Origin of the sequence: Paraburkholderia sp. RL18-085-BIA-A (assembly GCF_046027075.1) — a bacterium.
In the GTDB taxonomy this organism is placed as follows: Bacteria; Pseudomonadota; Gammaproteobacteria; order Burkholderiales; family Burkholderiaceae; genus Paraburkholderia.
This window is the reverse complement of the sequence record NZ_JARESU010000119.1, coordinates 1-25,872: the sequence shown is the minus strand read 5'-3', so window position 1 is coordinate 25,872 and position 25,872 is coordinate 1. Positions and strand designations below refer to the sequence as shown.

Annotated in this window: 21 protein-coding genes and 7 pseudogenes; 12 read left to right on the top strand and 16 right to left on the bottom strand. The window is 60.0% G+C overall.

What is annotated here, in order from left to right:
* Window positions 1–411, top strand: a 411-nt coding sequence (locus P0D89_RS41010; protein ID WP_408367184.1) for an SHOCT domain-containing protein, incomplete at its 5' end; no start/stop codon positions are given.
* A gap of 236 nt (window positions 412–647) precedes the next feature.
* Window positions 648–1,748 (top strand): annotated as a pseudogene (locus tag P0D89_RS41005) (IS1182 family transposase); the annotation flags it as partial.
* Between the two features lie 379 nt (window positions 1,749–2,127).
* Here the strand turns inward: P0D89_RS41005 and P0D89_RS41000 are convergent.
* Entirely contained in the window at window positions 2,128–2,469 is a 342-nt protein-coding gene (locus P0D89_RS41000) for a hypothetical protein (protein WP_408367186.1), read from the bottom strand.
* Between the two features lie 93 nt (window positions 2,470–2,562).
* Between P0D89_RS41000 and P0D89_RS40995 the strand changes: the two genes are divergently transcribed.
* Both P0D89_RS40995 and P0D89_RS40990 read left to right on the top strand, forming a co-directional pair.
* Window positions 2,563–3,879, top strand: a complete 1,317-nt coding sequence (locus P0D89_RS40995; protein WP_408367221.1) for an epoxide hydrolase family protein — start codon at window positions 2,563–2,565, stop codon at window positions 3,877–3,879.
* Between the two features lie 186 nt (window positions 3,880–4,065).
* Complete coding sequence (locus P0D89_RS40990) at window positions 4,066–4,458, top strand: MAPEG family protein (protein WP_408367188.1); 393 nt, start codon at window positions 4,066–4,068, stop codon at window positions 4,456–4,458.
* Between the two features lie 557 nt (window positions 4,459–5,015).
* On the opposite strand, the gene P0D89_RS40985 is transcribed toward P0D89_RS40990, so the two are convergent.
* Window positions 5,016–5,399 carry a hypothetical protein gene (locus P0D89_RS40985; RefSeq protein ID WP_408367190.1) on the bottom strand — a complete coding sequence of 128 codons (384 nt, stop codon included), beginning with the start codon at window positions 5,397–5,399 and terminating at the stop codon, window positions 5,016–5,018.
* A 417-nt stretch (window positions 5,400–5,816) separates the two neighbouring features.
* On the opposite strand from P0D89_RS40985, the gene P0D89_RS40980 reads away from it, so the two are divergent.
* Window positions 5,817–7,433: an outer membrane protein assembly factor BamB family protein gene (locus tag P0D89_RS40980; protein ID WP_408367192.1), complete on the top strand. Its 1,617-nt coding sequence runs from the start codon at window positions 5,817–5,819 to the stop codon at window positions 7,431–7,433.
* Window positions 7,434–7,592: 159 nt separating this feature from the next.
* A pseudogene (locus tag P0D89_RS40975) lies at window positions 7,593–8,782 on the top strand (M20 aminoacylase family protein).
* 526 nt (window positions 8,783–9,308) lie between these two features.
* Here the strand turns inward: P0D89_RS40975 and P0D89_RS40970 are convergent.
* The 7 genes and pseudogenes from P0D89_RS40970 to P0D89_RS40940 form a co-directional block, all read right to left on the bottom strand.
* Entirely contained in the window at window positions 9,309–9,596 is a 288-nt protein-coding gene (locus P0D89_RS40970) for a hypothetical protein (protein ID WP_408367194.1), read from the bottom strand.
* A gap of 147 nt (window positions 9,597–9,743) precedes the next feature.
* Window positions 9,744–9,956: a hypothetical protein gene (locus P0D89_RS40965; protein WP_408367196.1), complete on the bottom strand. Its 213-nt coding sequence runs from the start codon at window positions 9,954–9,956 to the stop codon at window positions 9,744–9,746.
* A 78-nt stretch (window positions 9,957–10,034) separates the two neighbouring features.
* Entirely contained in the window at window positions 10,035–10,193 is a 159-nt protein-coding gene (locus P0D89_RS40960; RefSeq protein WP_408367198.1) for a hypothetical protein, read from the bottom strand.
* Window positions 10,194–10,409: 216 nt separating this feature from the next.
* Window positions 10,410–11,154, bottom strand: a pseudogene (gene phbB / locus P0D89_RS40955) (acetoacetyl-CoA reductase).
* Window positions 11,155–11,395: 241 nt separating this feature from the next.
* A pseudogene (locus P0D89_RS40950) lies at window positions 11,396–11,593 on the bottom strand (acetyl-CoA C-acetyltransferase); the annotation flags it as partial.
* 156 nt (window positions 11,594–11,749) lie between these two features.
* Entirely contained in the window at window positions 11,750–12,316 is a 567-nt protein-coding gene (phaP, locus tag P0D89_RS40945; RefSeq protein WP_408367200.1) for a TIGR01841 family phasin, read from the bottom strand.
* Between the two features lie 85 nt (window positions 12,317–12,401).
* Window positions 12,402–13,457 carry an aldo/keto reductase gene (locus tag P0D89_RS40940; protein ID WP_408367202.1) on the bottom strand — a complete coding sequence of 352 codons (1,056 nt, stop codon included), beginning with the start codon at window positions 13,455–13,457 and terminating at the stop codon, window positions 12,402–12,404.
* A 207-nt stretch (window positions 13,458–13,664) separates the two neighbouring features.
* On the opposite strand from P0D89_RS40940, the gene P0D89_RS40935 reads away from it, so the two are divergent.
* Window positions 13,665–14,582, top strand: a complete 918-nt coding sequence (locus P0D89_RS40935; protein ID WP_408367204.1) for a LysR family transcriptional regulator — start codon at window positions 13,665–13,667, stop codon at window positions 14,580–14,582.
* Window positions 14,583–14,714: 132 nt separating this feature from the next.
* Window positions 14,715–15,434, top strand: coding sequence for an IS6 family transposase (locus tag P0D89_RS40930; protein ID WP_408378400.1), 720 nt, complete (start codon window positions 14,715–14,717; stop codon window positions 15,432–15,434).
* A 233-nt stretch (window positions 15,435–15,667) separates the two neighbouring features.
* Here P0D89_RS40930 and P0D89_RS40925 read toward each other — a convergent pair whose 3' ends face one another.
* The 4 genes from P0D89_RS40925 to P0D89_RS40910 all read right to left on the bottom strand — a co-directional run bounded on the left by P0D89_RS40925 (window position 15,668) and on the right by P0D89_RS40910 (window position 21,889).
* Complete coding sequence (locus P0D89_RS40925; protein ID WP_408367208.1) at window positions 15,668–19,831, bottom strand: CheR family methyltransferase; 4,164 nt, start codon at window positions 19,829–19,831, stop codon at window positions 15,668–15,670.
* Between the two features lie 248 nt (window positions 19,832–20,079).
* Window positions 20,080–20,439: a DUF3022 domain-containing protein gene (locus P0D89_RS40920; protein WP_408367210.1), complete on the bottom strand. Its 360-nt coding sequence runs from the start codon at window positions 20,437–20,439 to the stop codon at window positions 20,080–20,082.
* 264 nt (window positions 20,440–20,703) lie between these two features.
* Window positions 20,704–20,979: a hypothetical protein gene (locus tag P0D89_RS40915; protein WP_408367212.1), complete on the bottom strand. Its 276-nt coding sequence runs from the start codon at window positions 20,977–20,979 to the stop codon at window positions 20,704–20,706.
* A 7-nt stretch (window positions 20,980–20,986) separates the two neighbouring features.
* Window positions 20,987–21,889, bottom strand: a complete 903-nt coding sequence (locus tag P0D89_RS40910) for an SDR family oxidoreductase (protein WP_408367214.1) — start codon at window positions 21,887–21,889, stop codon at window positions 20,987–20,989.
* A 348-nt stretch (window positions 21,890–22,237) separates the two neighbouring features.
* Between P0D89_RS40910 and P0D89_RS40905 the strand changes: the two genes are divergently transcribed.
* The 3 genes from P0D89_RS40905 to P0D89_RS40895 all read left to right on the top strand — a co-directional run bounded on the left by P0D89_RS40905 (window position 22,238) and on the right by P0D89_RS40895 (window position 23,083).
* Window positions 22,238–22,390 (top strand): DUF6496 domain-containing protein, encoded by a 153-nt coding sequence (locus tag P0D89_RS40905; RefSeq protein WP_408367216.1) that lies wholly within the window; start codon window positions 22,238–22,240, stop codon window positions 22,388–22,390.
* Between the two features lie 44 nt (window positions 22,391–22,434).
* On the top strand, window positions 22,435–22,842 hold the full coding sequence (locus P0D89_RS40900; RefSeq protein WP_408367223.1) for a GFA family protein: 408 nt from the start codon (window positions 22,435–22,437) through the stop codon (window positions 22,840–22,842).
* Between the two features lie 115 nt (window positions 22,843–22,957).
* Window positions 22,958–23,083, top strand: coding sequence for a hypothetical protein (locus P0D89_RS40895; RefSeq protein WP_408367218.1), 126 nt, complete (start codon window positions 22,958–22,960; stop codon window positions 23,081–23,083).
* Window positions 23,084–23,297: 214 nt separating this feature from the next.
* On the opposite strand, the pseudogene P0D89_RS40890 reads toward P0D89_RS40895, so the two are convergent.
* Window positions 23,298–23,492: pseudogene (locus P0D89_RS40890) on the bottom strand (GMC family oxidoreductase); the annotation flags it as partial.
* 8 nt (window positions 23,493–23,500) lie between these two features.
* Here P0D89_RS40890 and rpoD point away from each other — a divergent pair.
* Window positions 23,501–24,577: pseudogene (gene rpoD / locus P0D89_RS40885) on the top strand (RNA polymerase sigma factor RpoD); the annotation flags it as partial.
* A 26-nt stretch (window positions 24,578–24,603) separates the two neighbouring features.
* Here the strand turns inward: rpoD and P0D89_RS40880 are convergent.
* Together P0D89_RS40880 and P0D89_RS40875 are read right to left on the bottom strand one after the other, a co-directional pair.
* The gene (locus P0D89_RS40880) at window positions 24,604–25,410 is read right to left on the bottom strand and encodes an alpha/beta hydrolase (protein ID WP_408367219.1); all 807 of its coding nucleotides are present in this window, start codon (window positions 25,408–25,410) and stop codon (window positions 24,604–24,606) included.
* Window positions 25,392–25,872, bottom strand: a pseudogene (locus P0D89_RS40875) (hypothetical protein); the annotation flags it as partial. The gene P0D89_RS40880 and the pseudogene P0D89_RS40875, both read right to left, overlap by 19 nt.

Below are 25,872 nucleotides of genomic sequence, written 5' to 3'. Positions count from 1 at the left end.
ATCACCAGTTCCGGGTCGACTGGCTTCTTCACTTGGCCACCAACCAACTTCACCGTAGATTTGACAACGGTTGTGAGAGGCGCGGACGGGAAGATTTTAGGCACTCCTCGAGTGGTGGGAAATGGACGGTCAGCCGGATTCTCTGATTTCAAAGGTGACTTTGGAATTGCGGGAAGGCGAGCCATGGAAGATGCTGTGAAAAAAATGCAGCAGGTATTGTCGCAGGATAGTTATGGTGAAGTCGCTGCAGCCACTGCAGTTCCAACTTTGTCGGCGGTAGGCGGCGTTTCCGCGGACACGCAGGACACGGCTGCTGCGAGACTCGACAAACTCAAGGGTCTGCTTCAAAAAGGTTTGATAACTCAAGGGGACTATGACCAGAAAAAGAAGGAGATATTGAGCCGTTTCTGATCACGAACATGGGCCGTCGGCACGGTCCACTTGAGCGTATGTCCGCTAAGCGCTACGGAGCGGGGCGCAGCTTTACCGGCGCATTCGGTCTATGTCGCGAAGTTGCTTCACGCAGAAGCGGCTTGTCGTGGAGCGCACAATGTGGCGCACGCCATTGGCCGAAGCCACGCATCTGCTCCTTGAGCAAGCGTCCGTGACTCGGATTAAAGCAGGCGTATGCCGTACCGGAACATTAGACGTTCTCAAAGAACCGTCACGGGCGCTTTCGCGATAGCGATCTGTTGCGTCACGTGTTCGAATCCGTGCTGAGCCGCTGCATGGCCGAGGGGCTTGTCAAGGGCGAGGGCTTCGCGATTGATGCAAGCATCATCAAGGCCGACGCGAGTCGTGCGAACGGAGTGCCGGGAACAGAACCTATCGATTGGGGACGTGCCGACGGCCAGAGCCGGGCTGTGCAGGAATATCTTGAGGCACTGGCGCAAACCAATCCGGTGGAAGCGGACACGTCAGAGCCAGCAGCGTCTTCGACGCCTCCAAAGAAGATATCCCTGACCGATCCTGCTGCACGATGGACGGCTGCACCGGGTGGTCCTGCGTTCTTTGCATACTCGACGAATTACCTGATTGACCTGGAGGCAGGGATCATTGTTGACGTTGAAGCGACGCCGGCGAACCAGTCCCAAGAGGTCGAATCAACCAGGACAATGATCGATCGTGTTGAACACCAACGGGACCTGAAGCCTCGCCGACTGGTAGGTGACACTGCATACGGCACAGCGGCGCTGCTTGACTGGATGGTTGACGAGAAACACATCGAGCCGCACGTCTCGGTCTGGGATAAAACAACGCGCAAGGACAATACGTTCTCACGTAGCGAATTCATCTGGAATGAACAGGCCAACGAGTATCGATGTCCTGCGGGAAACGCGCTACGCAGCGACTGGCGTCCACTGAAGAATCCACGCACGCACATCACGAAAGCAGACACCATCGTCTACCGAGCAAGTCAGATGGACTGTGATGGCTGTTCGATGAAGGATCGATGTTGCCCGAATATGCAGTTTCGCAAAATCGTGCGCAGCATCCATGAAGCTGCACGTGATGAAGCGAGGCGCATCGCGACAACCCCAGAATACAAACAGTCGCGCCGGCAGCGCAAGAAGGTGGAAATGCTCTTCGCTCACCTCAAGCGCATCCTCAAACTTGATCGCTTGCGACTGCGTGGCCCAAGCGGTGCCCATGATGAGTTTCTGATGGCAGCAACTGCGCAAAATCTGCGAAGAATGGCCAAGTGGCTCACGCCTGAAGGTAAGCACGCAAACCAGGCAGCGATATGACGAGAAACGGGGGGCGTCGCACGTTGCAAGACCGCCGCCTCGCTGGACTCTCCAACTCGAAACGTATTGCCAAAGCCCACGCCCCAAAACTAAAACACGACTTTTTCAACAGAATCGGCCGGGTGCAGTGTTTGCCTCGCAGTATTTGTCAGCTTTCGGCCCGTCAGCGGTCTGTACCGGACTTGCGCGCTTCGAGTGGACACTGTGTATGCATCACCATCCATCGACACGACGCCCGTGCTTGAGCACGCAGCCGTTAAACGCGCGAGAACAAGGATCGCCGTGTAGGTCTTTCGCGCTATTCTGTTTTCCTCACAGACATTACGAACGACACGCGCCCGATCGCTCTGCGTGGCGATGACGACGTACTGTTCGTCGGCTACTTCTGTTGGATTTCGATACGCTGATTCGCTTCGGCCCTGAACTTCGGGCGTTGAAGCTGCGGGTCGTCGGGCTTTAGGCAATAGAAAGTGATTTCGGCTTCGCCGCAACCGCCGTGCAACGCGCATTCGCTTGACTGTTCGTGATCGAGCAGGATTTCTCGGGTCTTCGACTCACAAAAGGCATTCGCCTCCGTCAGGGCTTGCCCCTTGGCCGAAGCGGGACCGCCGAACGGGACACGCGTGGAAATCGTGTAAGTGTCAGGACCGACCTTTATCGGCCCCGTGTCAGTGCAACCGGCAAGCGTGAGCACCACGCCGCATAGGACTAGTCGCTTCATTGCGTTCTCTCGTCATTATTACCACCACCTCGGCTTAACGGCATTTCGCCGCCCGAAGTTTAGCCCGCACCGGCTGTTCGTTCCTTGTACCCGGTGCTTGGGAACGCCGAAGATGGGGCCCCGTTTATCCGCCTTCGACTAAACTTTCCGATCGATCAGTCGTTATACAAGGTTGTCCGAACATCGGGCGCTGACAACAACGATCAAGGGAACAACAATGAAAACGAGCCTGTCGCTTGCCGCAGTGATCGTGCCATTCGCGCTCTGCGCGTGTACGACACCTGCCGTATTCAAGGATGCCGACCGGCGACCCGGTGGCCTGAGCGGGAAACGGTGACTGACGCATCGCAAGGCGTACAGCTTCCGACCGTGCAGAAACTCGCAGGCTATTGGGCGACCGAGTACGACTGGCGGGAAGTCGAAGCGAAGCTGAACGCACTGCCGCAATTCGTCACCGAGATCGATGGGCTCGACATCCATTTCATCCACGTTCGTTCGAAGCACAAGGATGCGTTGCCCGTCGTCGTCACGCACGGGTGGCCCGGCTCCATCATCGAGCAGTTGAAGATCATCGATCCCCTGACCAATCCGACGGCGCATGGCGGGAATGCATCCGATTCTTTCGACGTCGTGATTCCGTCGCTTCCAGGATACGGGTTTTCCGGCAAGCCGAGCACGACCGGCTGGGATCCGGCTCGCATCGCACGCGCGTGGATCGTGCTGATGAAGCGTCTCGGCTATACGCGATATGTCGCGCAAGGCGGCGATTGGGGGAATGCGGTCACGGAGCAGATGGCCCTGCTGGCGCCACCGGAACTGCTCGGCATTCATACCAACATGCCGGCCACCGTACCGGACGACGTTGCAGAGGCACTCAAGGCAGGCGCGCCGGCGCCAGCGGGCCTCTCAGCCGACGAGAAACGCGCGTTCGTTCAGCTCGACTACTTCTACAAGCACGGCCTTGGCTACGCACTGGAGATGGCGAACCGCCCGCAGACGCTGTACGGGATTGAAGATTCACCTGTCGGCCTCGCCGCGTGGATGCTCGACCACGACGCCAGCAGCCAGGCGCTGATCGCCCGCGTGTTCGATGGTCAGTCCGAGGCTCTTACGCGAGATGACGTTCTCGACAACGTCACGCTCTATTGGCTCACGAACACGGCAATTTCTTCGGCCCGACTGTATTGGGAAAACAAGCTCAACTTCTTTGCACCGAAGCACGTCGCCATCCCGGTGGCGGTCAGCGTCTTTCCGGATGAGATCTACGCCGCGCCGCGGAGCTGGGCGGAGAAGGCATACCCGAAACTGATTCACTACAACCGCCTCCCCAAAGGTGGACACTTTGCGGCCTGGGAGCAGCCGCAAGCGTTCTCGGACGAGGTTCGCGTGAGCTTCCGGTCGCTGCGCTGAACTCAAAGGTGCGGACGGCGCCATGCGAACGGCGATCGGTACGCGTATCGCGCCGTGTCGGTTGGAAGAGATTTTGGGTGTCGCCCTTCTCCCCAAGAGTAAGGAAGAGTGTCTGGGCCGTCACTCACCATTGCCCGCAAGGCGTCGCCGAATCGCTAATTTCCCCTGTCAAGAAAGGAGTATGGAATGAACAGCATCGCACTGGCCTGCACCGGTGTCCTCGGTCTGCTCCTGTTCGTACTTGGACTCACGATCTCGGTCGTGCGATCTCGCGTCGGCCTGCTGAGCGGCTACGCGCCTGAGCCTGACCAGCTGCTAACCAAACTGGTTCGCGCTCATGGCAACACCGCCGAGTATGCGCCGTTCTTCGCGGTGCTTTTTCTGCACCTCGGCTCCCGGAATCCGCCTCACTGGCAGCTCTGGTGCATGGCAGGTGCAACTGCCTGCCGTTTGCTTCTGGTGGTTTCACTACTGGCCTGGCCCACCATGTCGAAGCCCAATCCGGCCAGGGCTATCGGGGCGTTGGGAACCTACGGGTTCGGAGTGGCCCTCTGTGTCGCGTTGCTCATTGGCCGTTAGCCACCCGAAGACGGTTGCGGCCGTGATCATCGCAGTGGCAAGCAAAGTCCAGTAACTGTCGAAGCGAGGTCGAATATTCTCGTTGGGCACACGGCCGGGCAAGGTCAAGACTTCGTCGGGCGGCACGTCTACAACCCGTTAAGTAGGCGCGTAATGGCAGCCAACAGCGCTGGTGTAACACCGGCGCACACTTCCTCGTGTTTTGCCGGCTGGCTTATGGACTCCTCAAGCGGGTCGAACCAGGCGATATCCGATTGTGAGCCGAACACGGCATCAGACGACGACGGCCGCGACGATCCGCTGGCATCCCGAGCCTTCTGCTGTATGGATGGCTGGTATCAAGGTCATTGAGCCGTTCGAATGTCTCACTGTGCGCTGAGTCGACCGTCCGCAATTGGCCGATTGGGTGAGGTTGCCAACGGTGCCAACGGCCGCTTACGGGCATTCCAGTTTGCAAAAACTTAACTGGCTAACTGACCGGTTGCGAGGAAGTTGCCTGACTGAGTGGGTCGCTACGGAAAGTCACCGGTCGGCGGTATCGGCGGTCGCCGTTTGCATCATGAGAACTTCCGCGCGCGGCGAGGAACGGCGATGCGGCTGACCTTAGCCGCTTCGTTGGGCGCATGGCTCTCGGAAGAACGCGGACGCCCGCTCTGCTCGCGATCCACGCCGGGGAGGGCGCTGTTTAAGAATTCGATGCTCAAGTTGCGGGTGTGCGCGTTGTAGGCCCAGCGTGCGAACTGCTCAAGCAGGTTGTAGTTCTCGGCCGCTAGGCGCAGGTTTTCCGCTTCCAGTCGTGCAATACGGTCGGATGAAAGCTGTAGTTCTGGCGAGCACTTCTCATGGGGCTGCTCAATCCGTCCCGACAGAGCCTTTTTTCGTACCGTAAAGGCTAGCCGGATCCGTTCGTGACTTGTGGATCGAGCCAGTCCAAAATCCATCCCAATTCGGCTTCGACCGAATTAACTTCGATCCGCAGGCAGGGGCCTACTAGCGCCTCGCGACTTTCCGGCGAATCCAACATATTCACGTCGCAAATCCGACCAATCCAACTATTTCGGTACCGCTCTTGCAAACGAGTTGACCAAATTTGTAAACAAGTCATTGATTCTTCAGGGAACGCAATCTAACGATTTCGGTTGCCCCGCACAATGTACGGCAAGTGCGGCGGCCGATCAAAGGCGGAGGCGTCGGTCACACATTTAGCTCAATTCGGACAAGCCACCACGTGCGGTGCCGTGCCACCCGGTCATGACGTTAAAGAGATCTTGCTTTCAGTTGTTTCTCTCCTATTTTAACAAGTGAAGAAGTGCCCGCGTGACTGCATAGGCATAAAGCCGCGCCGGGCCAAGTGATAAATGGGCGGCAGAATCTATCTGACGTTCGATTGCTGTTTGACCTTGCGGCATGGGGAATCAATCATGCGAGTCTGCATAGTCATATTTCTTCTTTCGCTGATGCTACCTGCCGGTGCAAACGCTGAAAGGCACGACGACGACGACTGGCCGATGTATGGACGGAATTTGGAACATACCTTCAGTAATCCGGCTTCCCGAATAAATCCACGCAATGTTGCGAGTCTTCAACCGACGTGGACCTTCGTTACCGGCGACGCGGTCAGCGCATCGCCGACCGTCGTGGACGATGTCGTCTATATCGGTTCGTGGGACGGGTACTTCTATGCGCTCGATGCCCGCTCGGGAGGGCTCCGATGGAAGTTCGGCGTGGATTGCCAGAACTCGGTAGTTCCCGTCCCGTCGCAATGCCTTGCCCCCGGCCAGACGCCGCCGCCGCGCTTCTTCGGCGACGGCGGCCTGATCACCTCGTCCGCGGCGGTCATTGCAGGAAAGGTCTATTTCGCCGCCGGCAAGACCCTCTACAGCCTGAACGCCAAGGACGGGTCGCTGCGCTGGAAGCGCGTGATGTGCGGCAATCCGGATCAGCCGAACTGCGCCGCCGATCAAAAAGATCCGACGCGGATCTTCTCATCGCCTGCCGTTTTCGAGGACTCAATCTTCGTCGGATGGACCGCCGATGGCGTGGCTGGTTACCGGGGTGGATTCGCAGCGGTCGATAGTGAGACTGGGCGGATTCGTTGGCGTTTCGAGGTAGACCCGATTTTAAACGGGAACGGGCAGCCGCTAATTGTGCATGGGCGCGTTGTTGGCGGTCGGAATCGGGGCTGCGGCAGCGTATGGTCCTCTGCGGCGATCGACGTCGATCACCACCTGGTCTTTTTCGACACCGGCGACTGCAAACAAGATGCAACCACACCCTATCACGAAGCCGTCATCGCCTTGGACACCCGGACGGGGCGACTCAGATGGGCCTTTCGCCCGCGCGCAAGTGACCCGAACCACTGCGATTTTGACTTTGGCGCGTCGGCCAATCTAATTGACGCGGACCAGGGCCGGTACGTTGGCGTAGGCGCAAAGGATGGTACCTACTATCTTCTTAACCGCCTTAGCTCCAATCCGGCAGGACGACTTGTATGGTCGAGGAACGTCGTCTTCGGTGGCATGGCAGGCGGCTTTTTCGGTGCTGCTGCCTTTAACGGTTCGCGGCTCTTCAGTGCGACAGGAATCGGTGATGGTAATCCGGTTACGCAGAGTGGACTGTGCAATCCATCAAACTCCCGCGATACGTTCATCCAGGAGCCCAGTATGCATGCCATCGACGTCGGTGGCGGTGGCGTCCTGTGGCAGCAGACCATGAATTTCAGCTTTGCGCCGACCACACTTGCTCACGATGTCGTCTTTGCTGGCACACTTGGGCTCTTGTTGCCGCCGTCCCTGAACGCCTATGATGCGCGGTCTGGCGCATTGCTGGCGAGCTTTAAGATGCCTGGATCGGTTAATTCCGGAGCCACTCCGGTCGGCGACATGGTGTTCGTCGGCTCGGGAAATACGAACGATGGTACTGGAAGCGGGGTGCACGCATTTGGCTTGCACCGGAAAGGCCCGGACTCCCGGTAGCGCGGATGCCTGACGGCGGTTTGGTACGTTACGCATCGGATGTCGCGGGAGGACCGTCGGTACAACTGTGTTCGCCGTGCGCACGTTGCTCTTGCAGCCCCTAAATGGTGACACGACCCAAAAGCCGCCGCGCCGACCCGACACACGAGGGCTTCCCCGATGACTCTCACTTCGCGCTACACCGAAATCCTCGATCTCGCCGACGACGCCGCCTCCCTGCGCGAGATTCGCCATCACATACACCAGCATCCCGAACTCGCCTTCGAGGAACTGCATACGGCGCTCTTGTCGCGGAGAAGCTTGCCGAATGGGGCTGGCAGGTGATGCGCGGAGTCGGCGAGACGGGCGTCGTCGGCACGCTGAAGGTGGGCGAGGGTAGGCGCAGCATCGGCCTGCGCGCGGACATGGACGCGCTGCCGATCGTCGAGCAGACCGGCAAGCCCTACGCCAGCGCGACCTACGGCAAGATGCACGCATGCGGCCACGACGGCCACACGACGATGCTCCTCGGTGCCGCGCGCCATCTCGCGCGCACGCAGCGTTTCCGCGGCACGGTGCACCTGTACTTCCAGCCGGCGGAGGAGCGCAGCGTCCCCAGTGGCGCGCAGAAGATGATCGCCGACGGCCTCTTCACGCGCTTTCCCTGCGACGCCGTGTTCGGCGCGCACAACCATCCAGGCATACCGCCGGGTATGTTCCTGTTCCGCAAGGGCGCGTTCACGGCCGCGGGCGACACGGTGACTATCACGATCGAAGGCGTCGGCGGCCATGCGGCGCGGCCACATCTGACAGTCGATCCGGTCGTGGTGGCGTCGAGCGTCGTGATGGCGCTGCAAACGATCGTCGCGCGTAACGTCGATCCGTCGAAGCCGGCGGTCGTCACGGTCGGCTCGCTACATGCAGGCATCGCAAACAACGTCATCTCGAATTCGGCGAAGCTGGAACTGAGCGTGCGCTCGTTCAGCGAAGACGTGCGCGCGCTGCTCAAGCGCCGCATCGCCGAGTTGGTGCAGGCGCAGGCCACGAGCTTTGGTGGGACGGCAGTCGTGGCCTATGTGGAGGGCCATCCGGTCGTCGTGAACACCGACGCGGAGACGGAATTCGCCGCGCAGGTGGCGCGCGAACTCGTCGGGGAAGAACACGTCTTTGCGAACGCGGACATCCTGATGGGCAGCGAAGACTTCGCGTTCATGCTCCACGAGCGCCCGGGCTCGTTCCTATGCATCGGCAACGGCGCGGGCGAGGACGGCTGCATGGTCCACAACCCGCACTACGATTTCAACGATGCCAACCTTCCGGTTGGCGCGGCGTACTGGGCGCGCCTCGTTGAAAGGTTTCTCGCGCAATAACTTTTATAAAACTTTATGCGCATGACGCTCGTCACGCATGGCCGAAACGGTGGTCAGGCCGAAGGCGAAACTCGCGGGGAGACGGTGGCCAACGAGGCAACCGCCGTAAGGCGGCTGTCCACAGCCTCGTGCTGTGGGGCAGCATCGGTGTCACGGGCGGGCGCGGGATAGACGCAGATGTTGTCGAACGAAAGGTTGGCAGAGCTACTCAGGGCATGATTCTACCGGTTGCCTGTTGAACGCGAACCGCGCGACCGCAGACCACGCCATCGGCGCAGCATCCGACCGGGTTCGGCCACGAAGCGACGCTCGCGGTGTTGATTCGAGCGGCGGAAGTTCTTGCCCAAAGCGGCCGTTCGAGAGTACTACGGAGGAACTGGCCAGCAGTGTCATATGACCGTCCGCGTTCTTCACGAAATTCCTTCGTGTAGCTGGTCTCGGGGATTCGGTTCATTTTCATCGATACCTCCATTCCGAACATGTCACGCCACACGTGACAAGCCTGATCAACAGCCGCCATCTATCTTCAACATAGCACGGTGTCCACCACCCACGGCATATTCTTGATGCGATCGGCTATCGCTTCCAGTGACTCGAAAGACGTGGGAGCAAACGATATTGTGATTGCCTCGTATCCCTGACTTTGATCGGTCGCAAACCTGATGTTTTCGATGTCCCGGGCGATAGACATCAGCACTTGCCAGACTGCAGCGACTCTCATGCCATGGATGTTCGCGCGAACTGTGAGCTCACGGCGGCTGTCCGGCGATGTCTCCGGGATTTGTGTTGTCGTTAAGTGGTCGTGTATAGCCATGTCGGTTTTCAGTGTGTTCGACTATCCGCAGTTCATTCCAGCCAGTCTGGCAGCCCACCATTGTGATTTCACATTCTTTTGTAGCGCGAGGACTAAGGTCGTTCCTTGCGTCACGTGCCTCCCACGTATGTGCCCGCTCATTTGACGTCATCGGCTGCCCCGCCTTTCCGGGATCCTGGCCAGTCTCCGCAGCAATGCCCGCGCCAGTTCCCTGTCGGCTGTGGAGAGCCCGGCGCTCTCCAGCAACATGCCGATGCGTCTGCGCCAGTACTCCGGTTGACCGACAAGGGAGGTGCCGGCAATCGAATCGCCCAGCGCTGTTAGCTGCTCAAGCCGGATCACCATCGCTTCGAGATGCACCAGATCTTTCTTGTGACACGCACCACTCCACATTTGCTCCCCGATGTGATCTGCTTTCTGAATACTTGAGTCGCGCAGTCACCATTGCCCACGCGTGCGATACCACCAGTCATGATGATCCAGGTGTTGAAGCAGTCGTGCCCGATGTCGTTCCCAGCGATAGTGACCCATCACCAGTGGCAGCGCGATAGCGAGCGTCGAGCATCCGATCACCAGCCCCACCCATGTTTCGCCCATGCCGGGGTCCTCCTGGAAGAACAGTGGTATCGCATCTTGCCCCCAACGACTCCAAGGCCGTGGGGCCAGCACACTGCGGCTATGCCATCCCGCCATCCGGGCACCTCGACCGGACGGGGCGGCATGTTCGCACGTGAGAATGTCTCTGCGCTGGACGCAGTGAGCCTAGTGCGGACTTGCGGTCAAATGCGACGTGACCGGTGACTCGTCGCCGCCTCACTGCATATGCTGGCCGCCGTTGATCGCGATATTGGACCCCGTCACAAAACCGGCGTCGTCGGAGCACAGGTAGACGACCAGCGATGCTACCTCCTCCGGCTTGCCAAGACGACCGGCCGGAATCTGCGGCAGGATCTTCGTGTCCAGGGATTTCCTGCGGAATTGCCGTCACCATTTTCGTCGCGAGATAACCCGGCGAAATGGTGTTGACCGTTACGCCCTTGCGCGCCACTTCCAGCGCCAGCGACTTGGTGAAGCCGTGCATGCCAGCCTTGGCCGCTGCGTAGTTGGTCTGCCCGATGGAGCCCTTCGAACCGTTGACGGACGAAATATTGATGATCCGGCCCCAGCTGCGCGCAATCATGTCTTCGCACAGCGGCTTTGTCATGTTGAATACCGAATCCAGATTGGTTCGGATGACCGCATCCCAGTCGACCTTGTCCAGCTTTTTAAGCGTCATGTCCCGCGTGACACCCGCGTTGTTCACGAGAATGTCGACCGGGCCAACCTCAGCCCCAATCTTCGCCGCACAGTGCTGGCACGAGTCATAGTCGGCCACATCTACGGGGTAGGCTCGGAACTGGTACCCCTGAGATTCCATTCTGGCCAGCCAGTCATCTGCACCGGTGTTGTTCGGCGAATATGTGACTACCACGGCATAACCCGCATCATGCAGTTTCATGCTGATCGCCTCTCCAAGGCCGCCCATACCACCTGTCACCACCGCGATTCGTTTCGTCATCTTACTCATCCTTGATATTAATATTTCAGAGAGTCGTGAATCTCCAGTGGCAGTACTACACCGGCTACCACTGGCCCTGCCACAATGCGCCGCTGCCTTCGGCGCGACCGAAGGTAACGGACTCGGCATTGCTCAAATCGTGCGGGTTTTGGTTGACTCCTGATATCGCGCGAATGAAGCGCGGTTCGTCTGCGGGCCACAATATGCGTTGCAAACGCGCCGCTTCATATGAATTGAATCATTAGACACATTCGACGGCGAGCGCCACAGCCATGCCGCCGCCGATACACAACAACGCCGGCCTCTTCTTGGCATCGCGCTTCTGAATTTAATACAACAGCGTGACGAGAATCCGGCAACCAGACGCACCGATCGGATGGCCGATCGCAATCGCGCCGCCGTTCACGTTGACCTTCGACGTGTCCCAGCCCATTTCTGCGCTGGGAGTTAACGGTGAAGTTCCAGCGCTGCCTGCTGGCTCCGCGAAGCGCGCGACGCCCGGCTTTCTGGACCAGTTTCCGGACCATCCGGCCAAGGCGCAAAGGAAGGCTGTGCTGCGCAGAGCCGTGCCAGGCAACGCGCAGCGGTTCAACCGTTACTGCTTCGCAACGCGTGAAACCCGCGCGGCGGCCTGCAGGCTAACCTGCGAAGGAGTGGCAGTGGCAGCGGCAAAGTTGCTTTGCGCCACTTCAATGGCTTGCGTGGCGGCCTTGCGCACCGTTTCGTAGGTGAGGCTGACAGTCGAATACGCCGATCTCAGCGCTGTGATGGCCGCTTCGGAGCCGGCGGGCGCGTTCTTCGCGAGACCGTCGACGAGCGATTGCGCGCTCCGGTTGTGCTGTTCGTACTGCGCTCGCGCGACTTTCAAAAATTCTGCCTGTGTGCCCGACGCGATTTCATACAGATGACGGTTATACGACAGCACCTTCTCCGCAACGAACTGCGTGGCGTTGGCCTGACTGGTGAGGAACGCCTCCGGGGCCTTGCCGGACAGCGCTTCCTGCCAGCTTGCTTCGCCTTCTGCAAGCGTAGACTTGGCTACCTGCAGATTCAGTTCGATCAGCTTTTGAAAGCCGTGGAACGCTTGATTCGCCAGCGCGAACAGGGCGGTGATGTTGCCCTGTTGCGCAGAAACGAGTTGTTCTGGTGTAAAAACGTTCATCAAAGTTGCCTCTTCATTTTAGGATAACGAAACAGCTGTCTGTCACTTTCCGGGCGGCCGGGATTCGATGTCGGCCGCATCACACCTACGCCTTGAGATGGGGCTCCAGCAACGACAGGTCCGCAACTGAAAGACGATCGTGCGCTGTCTGCACCTGATGCCAGTACGGATAGAGCAGGGGCGGCGCGCTCACCTTGTCGAGCCGCTCGCGCTGTTCGGCGCTCAGCCTGAGGTTCGCCGCGCCGAGGTTGTCGAGCAACTGCTTCTCGTTGCGTCCGCCGATGATGACCGACGTGACGGCGGGGCGCCCGAGCGTCCATGCGAGCGCCACCTGCGCAGCCGAGACATTCTGCTCGCCGGCGATTTCAACAAGCGTATCGACGATCGACCACAGTCGTTCGGCGTCGCGGATCGGCGGCTCCGTCCATCCGGCGAGCTGACGCGTGCCCTCGGGCGTCGCGTCGCGGCGGTGCTTACCCGACAGCAGGCCGCCTGCGAGCGGGCTCCAGACGAGAATGCCCAGGCCTTGATCGAGTGCGATCGGCGCGAGTTCGTATTCCGCTTCGCGTGCTTCGAGCGTGTAATGGATCTGCTGGCTCACGAAGCGCGGCAGGCGATCGCGTTCGCTCACATGCAACGCCTTCATCAGGTGCCAGCCCGAGTAGTTTGAGCAGCCAACATACCGGACCTTGCCATGCCGGACAAGCAGGTCGAGCGCTTCAAGCGTTTCTTCGAGCGGCGTGAGTCCGTCCCATTCGTGCACCTGGTAGAGGTCGATTGCATCGGTCTTGAGACGGCGCAGGCTCGCCTCGCAGGCTTCTATCAAATGATGCCGCGACAGACCCCGGTCGTTCGGGCCGTCACCCATGGGAAAGCGGGCTTTCGTCGCAATCAGCACGCCGCCTTTGCGCTTGCCGCCGAGCGCCTGGCCGACGATTTCCTCCGACGCACCGTTCGAATAGACGTCCGCAGTATCGATCAGGTTGACGCCCGCGTCGATGCACATGTCGATCTGCCGGCGCGCATCGTCGAGGCCGACCTCGCCGACGCTGGCGAATTTGCCTTTGCCGCCCATCGTCATCGTGCCCAGCGTGACGGTCGACACCTTGAGGCCCGAACGGCCAAGTTGACGGTAGTCCATGATGAGGCAATCTCCATGCACGTTGCGAGGATTCACAGCCGGCGTGCGGTCGTTAAGTACCATTGCGCCCGCATTTCGTGGCCAGTGTTCCTTGGCGTTTCCAGACCTCCGACCATAACGGAGATTAAATTACCATTCCAATAGAAAGATGTGATTCAATTGTGCGGTTTTCGTGATTAATCGTCTCTGCAAGGAAAGAGTGCCAACGTGGACTTGAAGCAACTGGAACATTTCGTGGCGGTCGCAGAAGAGCGACATTTCACGCGCGCGGCGCGGCGCCTCAACCTTGTGCAGTCCGGATTGTCCGCGTCGATCCGCTCGCTGGAAGAAGACCTGGGCGGACCGTTGTTCAATCGCAGCACGAGGCGAGTCGCCTTGACGCCTGCCGGCGAAGTGCTGTTCGCAGAAGCGCAGCGGGTACTGGCTGCCGCACGCGACGCGCGGCACGCGGTGACGCAGGTTCACGGACTCGCACGCGGCCGGCTGAGCATCGGCGCAATTCACGGTCTTGCGCCTTTCGTCGACCTGCCCGCTTCTCTAGGACAGTTTAGGGCAGCGTTCGGCGGGATCGATATCGAACTGACACTGGACGGCTCGCGCGCGTTGATTGACGGGGTGCAGGAAGGGCGCCTCGACCTCGCGTTCACACAGCCGCCGGATACGTCGCTGGACGATATCGGATCGCACATGTTCGCATGCGAAGGAATGGTCGTCGTCTGCGCAACGCATCATCGATTCGCGGGCGCCAGCGGGTTAAAGCTGGCCGATTTCATCGACGAAACATTCGCCGACCTGCGCCCGGAGTGGAGCGTGCGACGTCTCGTCGACCGATGCTTTGCGGCCGCAGGGCTGCAACGCCGGACCAGCTTCGAGATCAACGATATGCCGATGTTAATTGAACTGGCCGCCCATGGGCTTGCGATCGCCATGGTGCCCGAATCCGTGGCCGCCGCAAGGGGGCGAAACACGCGCGGCGCGCCGGTCGCGACGGCGACTCTGTGCGAAGCCGAGGAGCCGTGCTGGGAACTCGCGGCCGTGTATAAGGGCAGCAGCGCGGGACAACCGCTCATACCTGTCGCCCGTGCTTTCCTGGACTTGCTCAAATTGCCCGCAGTGGCGACCTGACGTTCGACTGGCTTCGCGCGAGGGATACTGATAGAGGACGGAAACCGGCAGGTTGCAATTGGAGGCTGTGGTGCAAATAGCGCGATCAACGAATCGGTTAGAGTGTCGATCTGATCGATTCGAGGAGCCGCGATGAGCAAGCTTGAGCGTCTGGACGGGCTATTCGCCGGCCGTCACTTTGACCGTGACGTGATCATTCTTTGTGTGCGCTGGTATCTGCGCTACAAGCTCAGCCTGCGCGATCTCGTCGAGAAGATGGCCGAAAGGGGTTTGTCGCTGGCGCACACGACGATCATGCGTTGGGTGAAGCGATTTACACCGGAGTTCGTGAAGCGCTGGAATCGCTTTGCCATACCGGCAGGGCGGTCATGGCGCGTTGACGAGACCTATCTGAGGATTCGCGGCAAATGGGTTTATCTGTACCGGGCGGTGGATCGGGCCGGCCAGACGGTGGACTTCACGCTCAGTGCAAAGCGCGACGTGGCTGCGGCAAAAGCCTTTTTTAGCAAGGCCATCCGGCATCAGGGCCAGCCACCGGAGACGATCACGCTCGATGGGTATGCCGCCTCACACCGGGCGGTACGTGAGATGAAAGCCGATGGTCTGCTGCCGGCAGACACGAAGGTTCGGTCCTCGAAGTACCTGAACAATCTGATCGAGCAGGACCATCGCAACATCAAGTCCAGAACGAACGTGATGCTCGGCTTCAAACGGTTCAGGAGCGCCGCGACCACGATTGCCGGCATCGAGTTGATGCATCGCATTCGCAAGGGACAATTTGGGCTTGCCAGCTTGCGACTCAAAGATACGGCTGTATCCACTACCTGGAATGCAGTACTCTCGATTCAATAAGATATCCTATATATAGATATAACATCGTTCAGACCGGCTATTTTGCACCAGATCCGGATGGGCGAGGGTAGCCGACGAATGACCGCTGGTGCGATGATGTCGGCGGGCTGGTCGCTGACATGCGACCAATGGCGCCACCATGATTTTCCAGAAATCTACGAGCGCGCCAGTTCAGCGACAACCATTCACTTTGTCGTGCCCGTGAGGTTCTTGTGTAGACGACGTAGGTGCCTCTAGGTAACGCTGCGACCAGGACCGCATTGCCCGATTGCAGCAAGCAACGAAACCAGCGATACCGGTTTGCCGACATGTGCGTCGAAGCCGGCTTGCAGTGCTTCCGCCACGTCTTTTACGCGTCCGAAACCGGTCAAGGCGATTGCCGGCGTGGTTGCCGTCTGGGGTAACTTCCGCAGTTCAGCAATGAGTTCATAGCCGCTCATTCCTGGCATACCGATATCCGACAGAATCAGATCGAATCTGGCTTCGGCTGCCGCGGCCAGGGCCGCCTTGCCGCTGAGTTCTGCACGGACTTTCGCGCCTTCCATTTCCAGCAGCGTACGGAAGGCGTCCAATGCGTCGGCAGAATCGTCAACCAGTAACACGCGTAAATCCTTCAGAACGCTCCCATCGACCTCGACGTTCGCATGTTCCCCAGGCAACGGGGTCGCGATTTCGGGCAGTCTCACGGAGAACGTCGCACCCCGCCCGATGCCGTCGGATTTCGCGTGGATCTGGCCGCCGTGCATTTCCACCAGCTGCTTCACCAGCGAAAGGCCGATACCCAGGCCGCCGTGCTCCCGGGCGGGACCGGTCTGATGCTGGCTGAACATGTCAAAGATGCGGGGAAGATAATCAGGCGCGATTCCTTCCCCGGTATCCACGACCTGCACGCACACAGATCCATTTTCAGGGAAAAGCCTCACCTCTACCCGGCCGCCCGACGGGGTGAACTTCAACGCGTTGCGGATGATGTTCCAGAACACCTGTTCCAGACGGACCGGGTCTGCCTGTATCAGAACAGGGCCGTCCATACCTGAAACGGACAGAGTAATACCGCTCGCGGCTGCGTCAGATGCGCTCGCGTCGACCACGGTGCGCACGATTGCCGAAATGTCTACGGCTGCCAGATGCAGCGCAAGTTTGCCGGTTCGCGCGCGCGACAGATCGAGCAGATCGTCGATGATTTTTGCCTGACCGACCACCGCCCGGAGGATTACGCCCGTCGCATCCCGAACCAGCGGGATGTCCCGGAGTTCTGGCGCCCGCGTCAGCATTTCCGCCTTGACGTGTATCAGGTTAAGCGGGTTCTTCAGTTCATGTGATAGCACCGCAAAGAATTCGTCCTTTTGCCGGTTCGCCGAGACGGCGCGTGCGCGGACCCGTCGCTCGAGCTCGAGCCGATCAGCCTGGCGGCTTTCTGCGCTTTTCCGGTCCGTGAGATCCCGCGCAATTTTCGCGTAGCCTCTGAAGCCTTCCGCGTCGATCGCGGTCACCACGCCACTGCAATAGATCCGCCTGCCATCCTTGCGCACATGCCACCGTTCATCGTCCGCGCGGCCTGCACTTCTGGCCTTTTTTCTTTCGGCCAGCGGGACACCCTGTTCCCGGTCCTCCGCTGAAAAGATCAGATCGATCGGCTTTCCGACAGCTTCCGCTTCCTCATAGCCGAACACGCTCTGCGCGCCCCTGTTCCAGCTCATTATCACGCCGTCCAGATCCTGCACGATGATCGCGTAGTCGTTTGTCGTGAGTGCGGCAAACTTCAATCGCTCTTCGCCCGCTCGCGCCACATCTTCGGCGCGGCGTCGCGCTGTGATATCGATCAGGGTCAGCACCGCACCCTCGATGCGATCGTCGAGTGTCCGGTACGGCAGCAGTCGCGCAATGAACCACTCGCCGTCGTTCGTGCTGACTTCCCGTTCGGTCAACTTGAGCGTGTCGAACGCGGCAGCCGCGTCCTGAGCCAGTTCCGGATAATTCAGGCGATGCCGGAGGTCCAGCAAGGGCCGGCCAACGTCGGTCTCGATCAGGTTGAAGATATTTACTGCAGGCGCGGTGAAGCGCTTGATCCGCATCGCCCGATCCACGAAGATCGTCGCGATGCCGCTCGAAACGATGAGATTCTGAAGGTCGTCGTTTGCCCTCGCTTCGTCTTCGACTTTCGTCTGTAGCTCGGCGTTCACGGTCACCAGTTCCTCGTTGACCGACTGGAGCTCCTCCTTGCTGGTTTCGAGTTCTTCCGTTGCCGAGCGCATCTCCTCGTTGATTGCCTGTAATTCCTCGTTCGACGCTTTCAGTTCCTGGGTCGACAGGTTCGACTGTTCGATGTTGGACTGCAGAAGTTCTTTCGTTCGGATCAGCTCGGTTTCCAGGTGGGAAACGACCCGGTCCTGACCGAGGGGCCGCGCCGGATCAGCCGAATCGCTCGCTTCCGCTTCGTCAGACTCGTCGAAGAAAATGGCGAGGAGGTCGCCGCCGGCTGCGTCGTCGTGAAACGGATGCACAGAGAGACTGACATAGGACAAGGTGTCGCCCCGCGAGAACCGGACCCGTTTGACCTCGACACTTTTGCCATGCTGTAGCGCCTGATAGAGTGCCGTTCTCAGTTCGAGGCGCACATCAGGATTCACGACAGTGAGCAGATTGTGCGATGGCTCGCCGCCGACGTAACGCAGGAAACGTCCGACGTGCTCGGACATGTGCAGGATTTCAGCGTCCCGGTCGACGAGGATGCTCGGTGGCGAGAAGTGCTCGATCACCCGCTGATGCAACGGCGCAAATGAAAAGCTTGCCGGCCGCGGTAACGGCCGGGCGACGTCAATCTGGAACGGTTGCGATGTTTTCCCGACCGTGGCCAGCGGGGGCGTCACTCGCGTTCGGTTCGTGGCGGGTTTTGCGCGGTAAATCCGGTTTTTCTTGTCGACGGGGGCAAAAAGGTCCTGGGCTATTTCGGCGGACTCGGAGCTCCCAAGGAAAAGGTATCCGCCAGGCCGCAGGGCGAAATGAAAAGTCTGCAGGACCTGCCGCTGCACTTCGCGGTCAAGATAGATGAGCAGATTGCGGCACGTCACGAGGTCGAGCTGCGAGAAGGGCGGGTCACGCAGGATGTTGTGTGCGGCAAAGAGGACCTTTTCCCTGAGCGCCTTGCTGACAACATAAACACCCCGCGCGTGCGTGAAAAAGTGCCGCAACCGCGAAGGCGGCACATCGGTCAGGATGGACTCGAGGTACCTGCCGGATCTCGCCGACTCGATGGCGCGCTCATCAATGTCGGTGGCGAACACCTGAATGCCGGTCTGGTGATTCTCTTCGGTCAGCCGTTCGCACAGCAGCATGGCGAGCGAATAGGCTTCTTCCCCCGTCGCACAGCCTGCGACCCAGGCGCGAACCTGTTCTTCATCGTCTCTGGCTTCAAAGATCCTGGGTATGACCTCCCGTTCCAGCGCTTCGAATGCTTCGCGATCGCGGAAGAAATTCGTCACGCCAATCAGCATGTCCCGCAGCAACGCCTTGTTTTCGTCGGGATGCCGTTCCAGAAAATGGAGGTACGAAGGCAGATCCGGAAGGGCATTGACCTGCAGGCGTCGTTCGATGCGCCGCAACACCGTTGCGCGCTTGTAGTGACGGAAGTCATGCCCGGTATGAACCCGCAATGCCTTGAGGATTGCGTGCAACGCGCTTTCGGCCGTTGCGACAGCGCTTTCACCTGGCGGGGCCGCGGCTATCGGCGGCTCACCTTCAACCGCCGGTAACTGGATCACCCGTGCGTTGCTCCACAGTTCGAGCAGTTTTTGCGGAAGATCGACGACCGGCAGCGACATGTCGATCAGCCCCGTCGCGATTGCGTTTTGCGGCATCTCGCCGTACTCGGCGTCGTCCGGGCTCTGAGCCAGCGTGACGCCACCACACTCCTTGATGCGGCCAATTCCAGCCGTCCCGTCACTGCCTGTGCCGGAAAGGATCACGCTTATGGCACGCGTGCCGTGCGCGTCCGCGAGACTACGGAAAAACCGGTCGATCGCCACCGGCCTGCCTGACGGACGCTCCGCCGGTATGACGCGAAGGTAGCCATCAAACATGGATAAGTCATTGGACGGCGAGATCAGATAGATGCGGTTCTTCTCGATGTGTGTCGGCTCGCGAACCTGCATGACGGGCATTGAGGTTACGCGCTGCAGCACCTGGTCGGCGCGACTTTCGTACTTCGGGGAAAGATGCAACACGACGACGAATGCCATGCCACTGTCTGCGGGCATTTGGTCGAATAGGCGAAGAAGCGCCTGGATCCCGCCGGCCGAGGCGCCAATGCCAACCACGGGAAACGTTGGGGAGCTAGACGAAGCAGCCGTCGCGCCGGATTGTCCAGGGCCGGGATCGGAGGATGTTGGCGTGGTCATCAGTAGGGGCGATGGGGCTGTAGACAGCCCCGGTTGGTTTGCTGTGGGACTGCGGCAGGAATCATCCAGCGTACACCGGACGGTGCAGACTGGAAAGCAGAAGTCGCGCCGGGCCAACCGCCACGGTCGAGCAGGCAAGAGTTACCGGGTCGAATTCCAGCTCGTGTACTTTTGGGCGCGTTTTCCAACACGTAGCATGCGCTGCTGGCGGCAAGGTTGCTTTCCAATGCGAGGACCACGCCCGGTAGTCACAGGATTTCGTCCGGCATAGCCAGTTCCACTGCGCAGTCTCCTTGCAATACCGGCGGATTCTGGCGCCTGGCAAACTCCTGGCGCACCCATTCGGCCAAACGCGCCTGAAACGCCTTGCGTTGCGCGGTATCGAGCGACGCATAACGATCGAATTGTTCGCGCTCCAGGGAAAGGGTGATGACACACCGCGCGTCGAGCGTCGTATCGCGATGAGATTCGACAACCCACGATAACTGCAGGAATAGGCGAGTGCCTTCGTCATAACTGCTGACCGCTGGTGCTTTGGGCGATTCGAAGATAGCGGCAAGCGCCAGTTCTAATTCTTCGAGACGTTGGTCCATGTTCGCTTCATTCATCCGTACCTCCGGAAGGCCGTCGTGTTGAAAGGTCGTCACGGCGCCATCCCTGCACTTGGGCCCGTGCGCCGTCGATTAGTCACTAGTGATCACCGGGAGGCGGAGCAATGCGCATTCCTTACGAAAGAGCGACCGTTTTGCCAGATCCGCAATCGGGCATGACCGATGCTCGCTATTCAGTAGAATTCCGCACGCAACCTGATGTTGCACAACATACCTTTGGAGGTACCAGGTCATGAAGCGGGCGATGACGAATCAGTTCATTTATGTCTTGATCGCCGCGCTGGTCGCGGTGGCCTCCGGATGCAAGCGGACGGATAACGGGAACCCGGGTGCGATGGACTCGGCAAGCAGCGGTGTGTTGAGCAATTCCGCCGGCCCGAGCGGCACGGCGGGCACCAGCAATGCCGCGAACCGGGCGGATAGCGCTGCAGGCAGCGCGGCCAGCTCGACGGACGCGCCGGTTAGCGAAGCGCCCGTTGTAAGCACACCGGCAAGTGCGGCAAGCCAGTAGGTGCCGGTCAATCTGCCAGAGGACATGCGCCGATCACGTCAGGTGATTGCCGCCAGTCACGCCATACACTTCGCCCGTCACGAAGCTCGACTCCTGCGACGCCAGCAGCACATAGACCGGCGCAAGTTCGGCAGGTTGTCCCGGTCGCTTCATCGGAACCTCGGAACCGAATTTCTCGACCTTTTCCTGTGGTTGACCACCGCTCGGTTGCAGCGGTGTCCATACCGGCCCGGGCGCAACGGCATTCACACGGACACCCTTGCCTACGACCTGTTTCGCCAGTGCATGGGTGAAGGCCGTGATGGCAGCCTTGGTCGACGCATAATCGAGCAACCCGGGACTGGGCTGATAGCTCTGGATCGACGTCGTGTTGATGATGGTCGCGCCTGGCGGCAGATGCGGCAACGCAGCCTTGCACAGCCAGAACATGGCGAAGACGTTGGTGCGGAAGGTCGCTTCGAACTGTTCCGTCGAAAGCTCGGCGATGTCATCGACGTAAGTCTGCTTGCCCGCGACGTTCACCAGGATATCGAGGCCGCCGAGTTGCTCGATCGACTGATCGACAAGCTGCGTGCAAAACGCTTCGTCGCCGATATCGCCGGGCAGCGCGATAGCTTTGCGGCCGGCCGCCTCGACCATCTGGATGACTTCACGAGCGTCCGCTTCTTCGCTCGGCAGGTAATTCAGCGCGATGTCGGCGCCTTCGCGCGCAAAGGCGATCGCAACCGCACGGCCGATCCCGCTGTCCGCACCCGTAATCAGCGCGCGTCGGCCTGCCAGTCTGCCGAAACCCTTGTAGCTGGTCTCGCCGTGATCGGGCTGCGGGTTCATCTGTTTCGCGAGACCCGGGGGCGACTGCGGCTGGCGTTCGAAAGGCGGCTGGGGGTACTGCTTCGTGGGGTCCTGCATGGTGAACTGGTTTTTGGTGTCGGACATGTTCGCACTCCTTTGCGTCGGCCGGTGGCCGCAGCGGGCATCGCGTGACGCCTTCTGCGTGGGCTCAACGATTGAGCAACGGGCATTCCTGGGTTAAGGGCCTGCACACCCGCACGGCGATGTCTTGCAGTTCGCCGCACGCAGCCATCTCGACGATGCAATCGACGATCGGCACGCTATCGCCTGAATGGTCAGTGAAGGATTCACGGCCGACAGTCGAAAACACAGAGCCTCATCGCTGCACGTCCGTCGCTAAGGTGGCACGCTGCATGCTGCGATTGCTCCACGTGTAGCCGCTCTACCAGGCGGCTGCTTCCTCAGGACTATTTTGATCGACAGGAGAACATCATGCCGCTTAAGAGAGGGAAGTCGAAGGATACCGTGTCGCACAATGTCAAGACCGAAACAAAACACGGTAAGCCACACAAACAGGCTGTAGCAATTGCGTTGAACCAGGCGCGCAAGTCGGGTGCAAAGATTCCTAAGAAGAGCGAGAAGTAACCGGTGGCGCGCAGTCCAGACTGCGGGCGAAGGGGTGCATCGTGGTGACGAACAGCGAACCAATCGAGGAAACCGGCGGGTGTGCGTGCGGAGCGGTGCGGTTCCGCGTGAGCGCGCGACCCAGGCGAGTGTCGATATGCCATTGCATGACGTGCCGGCGAATACATGGCAACGTATTCGGCGGTTACGCGATGTTCGAGCGTGGTGCTGTAGCGTTCTCCGGGCCGACGCAGGCTTGGCAGAGTTCGCCCGAACCGCGAAGGCATTTTTGCCCGGTATGCGGATCGGTGGCGTTCATGGAATACCTCGATGGCGAGGAGCTGGATCTCCCGCTGGGCGCTTTCGACCGTGTTGGCCTATATGAGCCGAGTTACGAACTGTGGTGTTGTCACAAGGAGCCGTGGCTGCCCGCGGGCGTGCGCACCGAATATGACAAAGGGAGATCCGCGTAAGCCGCAGGATGAATGCGGCCCGCTTGGCTCTGCGGTTGCAAAGTCTGCATCCGCGGCGGAACGCGGCTTGCTCTTTTTGTAAAAGCAGCCGGCGTATCCGGCAAGGAGTGTCGACATGAGTGATACGAAGCAATCGAATTCCCAACCCGCCAACCCGAAGGAAACAGGCAAACAGCAAGGCCAACAGCAGCAGAACCAGCAAAAGGCACCGCAGCACCAGGGTGGACAGCGACAGCCGTAATGGCATGGCGCTCGTCGCTGAACGGGCGTCCGCTCCGCTGGCGGATGCCCGTTCAGTCGTACCGCGCTTATGGGAGACATGCGGAGAGCTTTCGGCCCGGCAAACTCGCGCAGGGTACGTTGGAGCGTCAACCTGACTTGAGGTCGATTTCATTAACCTCCCGCGACTGAAATCGGCTCGCGCTCTGCATATCCGTCCTGCAAAGGTGGGTGGCTTAAAGTTCGCCGTGCGCAGCCGGTTCGACGATGCGACCGGCGGTTCGGCACGCTATCGCCTGAATGGTCAGCGAAGGATTCACGCCACCGACAGTCGGAAACACGGAGCCGTCGCATATCCAAAGATTAGGTATGTCCCAGCTCCGGCAGTCGGCGTTGACCGCGCTGGTTGACGGATCATCGCCCATATGTGCTGCGCGAACTGGCGCCAATTCACTTCACAGCGCGAGCCATCAATCGGCTGTGTGCCGATGTCCAGCAACAGGTCGCGCGGGTGCGCGCGGTCGAGCGGCGTATTGTACAGATTGTCGTTGACCGGTGCCTGATGCCGCGCGAGAAGTTCATCGAGTCGTTTCCGGGGCACGAAGCCGATCCCGGCTGGATTGAACGCGCCGCCGCCGCGTCGCGCAAGTATGGACCCGCGCTCGAACGCAGTCTGCCCGCTATCCAGGCGGAACAGCAAAAGCTGATCGATATCGAAGCGAACGCGAGACTGCCGCTGCAACAGTTGAAGGAGATCAACCGGCAGATGATGGCGGCTGAGTCGAAAATGCGGCAGGCGAAGCGCGAATTGATCGAGGCCAACCTGCGCCTCGTGATCTCCATCGCGAAGAAGTACGTGAACCGCGGCATGCATTTTCTCGATCTGATTCAGGAAGGCAACATCGGCCTGATGAAAGCCGTCGACAAGTTCGAATATCGACGCGGCTGGAAGTTTTCGACCTACGCGACGTGGTGGGTGCGGCAAGCTGTCACGCGTTCGCTTGCGGATCAGGCGCGCACGATTCGCGTGCCAGTGCATATGATCGAGTCGATCAACAAGCTCAATCGGATTGCCCGCGAGATCCTGCAGCAGACTGGACGCGAGGCTCATCCTGCAGCGCTGACCCAGCGCATGGAACTGCCGGAAGAGAAGGTTCGCAGTATGTTGAAGGTCGCCAGGCAACCCGTGTCGCTCGAAATGCCGGTGGGCGAGGACGCCGACGCGACGCTTGGCGATATGATCGAAGATCCAATGGCGGCATCGCCTGCGGACGCGGCCATGCATGCGAACCTGCGCGCCGCGGTCGATGACGCGCTCGATGCACTGTCGCCGCGTGAGGCGAAGGTGCTGCGGATGCGTTTTGGCATCGATACCGCGTCGGACTATACGCTCGAGGAGTTGGGCAAACAGTTCGACGTGACACGCGAACGGATTCGACAGATCGAAAGCAAGGCGATGCGAAAACTGATGCACCCGAGTAGCGCCGACAAGCTACGGCAATTTCTCGATCATTGAGCCACAGACGCGGGCGTCGGCGTGCTTTACTCGCTTTCCAGTTCGCGCAGAAACTGAAGGACATGGACATTGCCACCGGCGGTCCAGACGTCGATGTGATCCGCATCTTGTATGAGCGCAAGTTGCTTGGGTTGCCGCGCGGCGTCATGCAACCGGGAGAAATGCCACGGCGGCACGACACGGTCGTTCGCGCCGCCGTAGATCAGGAGCGGCGTACCGACCGCTGCAATCTTCGAAAGATTGTCGTAACGGTCGCGCGCCAGGCTGCGCACCGGAAAGAGCGGAAAGCGCTGCGCGGCTACATCGACGATGCTCGTGAAAGGCGACTCCAGCACGAGCGCGTCGACGCGCGCTTCGAGTGCGAGTTGGGTAGCGACACCCGAGCCGAGCGAATAGCCATGCAGCACGATCGAGCGTGCTCGCCCGGCGACGAATGCATAGGCCGCGCGCGCATCGAGATAGAGCCCGGCTTCATGGGGCGTGCCGGGATTGCCGCCATAGCCCCGGTATTCCGCCTGAAAGATGCCGTAGCCCGCAGCCACCAGATCGTGGGCGATATGCGCACGCATGCCGATGTCGTCGCCGTGGCCATGAAAGAGAATTACGGTGGGTGCGCCTTCGCGCGAGGATGCGCGATAGCGGCCGCTCAGTGTGAGGCCGTCGTCGGTGTGAACGGTGACGTCGCCCATAAGGTCGTCCGCCGTGTCGAATGGACGCCGCCGCAGGCGTTCGAGCGGATAGACGAGGCGGCCTTGCAGCCAGAAGAGGGCGGCCAGCATGCCCGCATACGATATGCCGATGCCGAGCGCGATCACTAGCAGAAGTGCGCGCATGACGAACCTATTCCGCGCGGATGGATCGTCATGCTCACGCCGTGCTTGGGCCCGTGTTCGCGAAAAACGGATTCGAACTGTTCGAGCGTCATCGGTGGGGGTGGAGTCTGCTGCGGGCCGAGTTCCCGGAGCGCCTGATCGAAGCGCACGAAGGTCGCGAAGTCGCGTGGATAACGTCTTGTATCCACGCCCAGAAAGCGCCCCTCGCGCGACGCACGGCCGAGCAATTCCTTCCATTCATCGATGCGCGTCACGCCGATGCCTTCGGTACCGTGCGAGAACAGCATCACGTCGATTTCATCGAACGGGGGCTGCGAATCGAGGAAGCGGCGCAGCGTATCGGCGGACGGCTGGGTGCAGAATACGAGCCAGAAAGGCAGCGCGTGAAGACGCAGTGTCGTGTAGGGGTCCATCAGCAGGAACGAATCGACGACGAGCCGACGCGTCTCGATGCCATGCTGG

Coding starts and splice junctions, on each gene's coding strand:
- P0D89_RS41000 (WP_408367186.1), bottom strand. CDS start 2,469: ATGAAGCGACTAGTCCTATGCGGCGTGGTGCTCACGCTTGCCGGTTGC.
- P0D89_RS40990 (WP_408367188.1), top strand. CDS start 4,066: ATGAACAGCATCGCACTGGCCTGCACCGGTGTCCTCGGTCTGCTCCTG.
- P0D89_RS40985 (WP_408367190.1), bottom strand. CDS start 5,399: ATGGATTTTGGACTGGCTCGATCCACAAGTCACGAACGGATCCGGCTA.
- P0D89_RS40980 (WP_408367192.1), top strand. CDS start 5,817: ATGGGCGGCAGAATCTATCTGACGTTCGATTGCTGTTTGACCTTGCGG.
- P0D89_RS40970 (WP_408367194.1), bottom strand. CDS start 9,596: ATGGCTATACACGACCACTTAACGACAACACAAATCCCGGAGACATCG.
- P0D89_RS40960 (WP_408367198.1), bottom strand. CDS start 10,193: ATGGGCGAAACATGGGTGGGGCTGGTGATCGGATGCTCGACGCTCGCT.
- phaP (WP_408367200.1), bottom strand. CDS start 12,316: ATGAACGTTTTTACACCAGAACAACTCGTTTCTGCGCAACAGGGCAAC.
- P0D89_RS40940 (WP_408367202.1), bottom strand. CDS start 13,457: ATGGACTACCGTCAACTTGGCCGTTCGGGCCTCAAGGTGTCGACCGTC.
- P0D89_RS40930 (WP_408378400.1), top strand. CDS start 14,715: ATGAGCAAGCTTGAGCGTCTGGACGGGCTATTCGCCGGCCGTCACTTT.
- P0D89_RS40925 (WP_408367208.1), bottom strand. CDS start 19,831: ATGACCACGCCAACATCCTCCGATCCCGGCCCTGGACAATCCGGCGCG.
- P0D89_RS40920 (WP_408367210.1), bottom strand. CDS start 20,439: ATGAATGAAGCGAACATGGACCAACGTCTCGAAGAATTAGAACTGGCG.
- P0D89_RS40915 (WP_408367212.1), bottom strand. CDS start 20,979: ATGTCCTCTGGCAGATTGACCGGCACCTACTGGCTTGCCGCACTTGCC.
- P0D89_RS40910 (WP_408367214.1), bottom strand. CDS start 21,889: ATGTCCGACACCAAAAACCAGTTCACCATGCAGGACCCCACGAAGCAG.
- P0D89_RS40905 (WP_408367216.1), top strand. CDS start 22,238: ATGCCGCTTAAGAGAGGGAAGTCGAAGGATACCGTGTCGCACAATGTC.
- P0D89_RS40895 (WP_408367218.1), top strand. CDS start 22,958: ATGAGTGATACGAAGCAATCGAATTCCCAACCCGCCAACCCGAAGGAA.
- P0D89_RS40880 (WP_408367219.1), bottom strand. CDS start 25,410: ATGCGCGCACTTCTGCTAGTGATCGCGCTCGGCATCGGCATATCGTAT.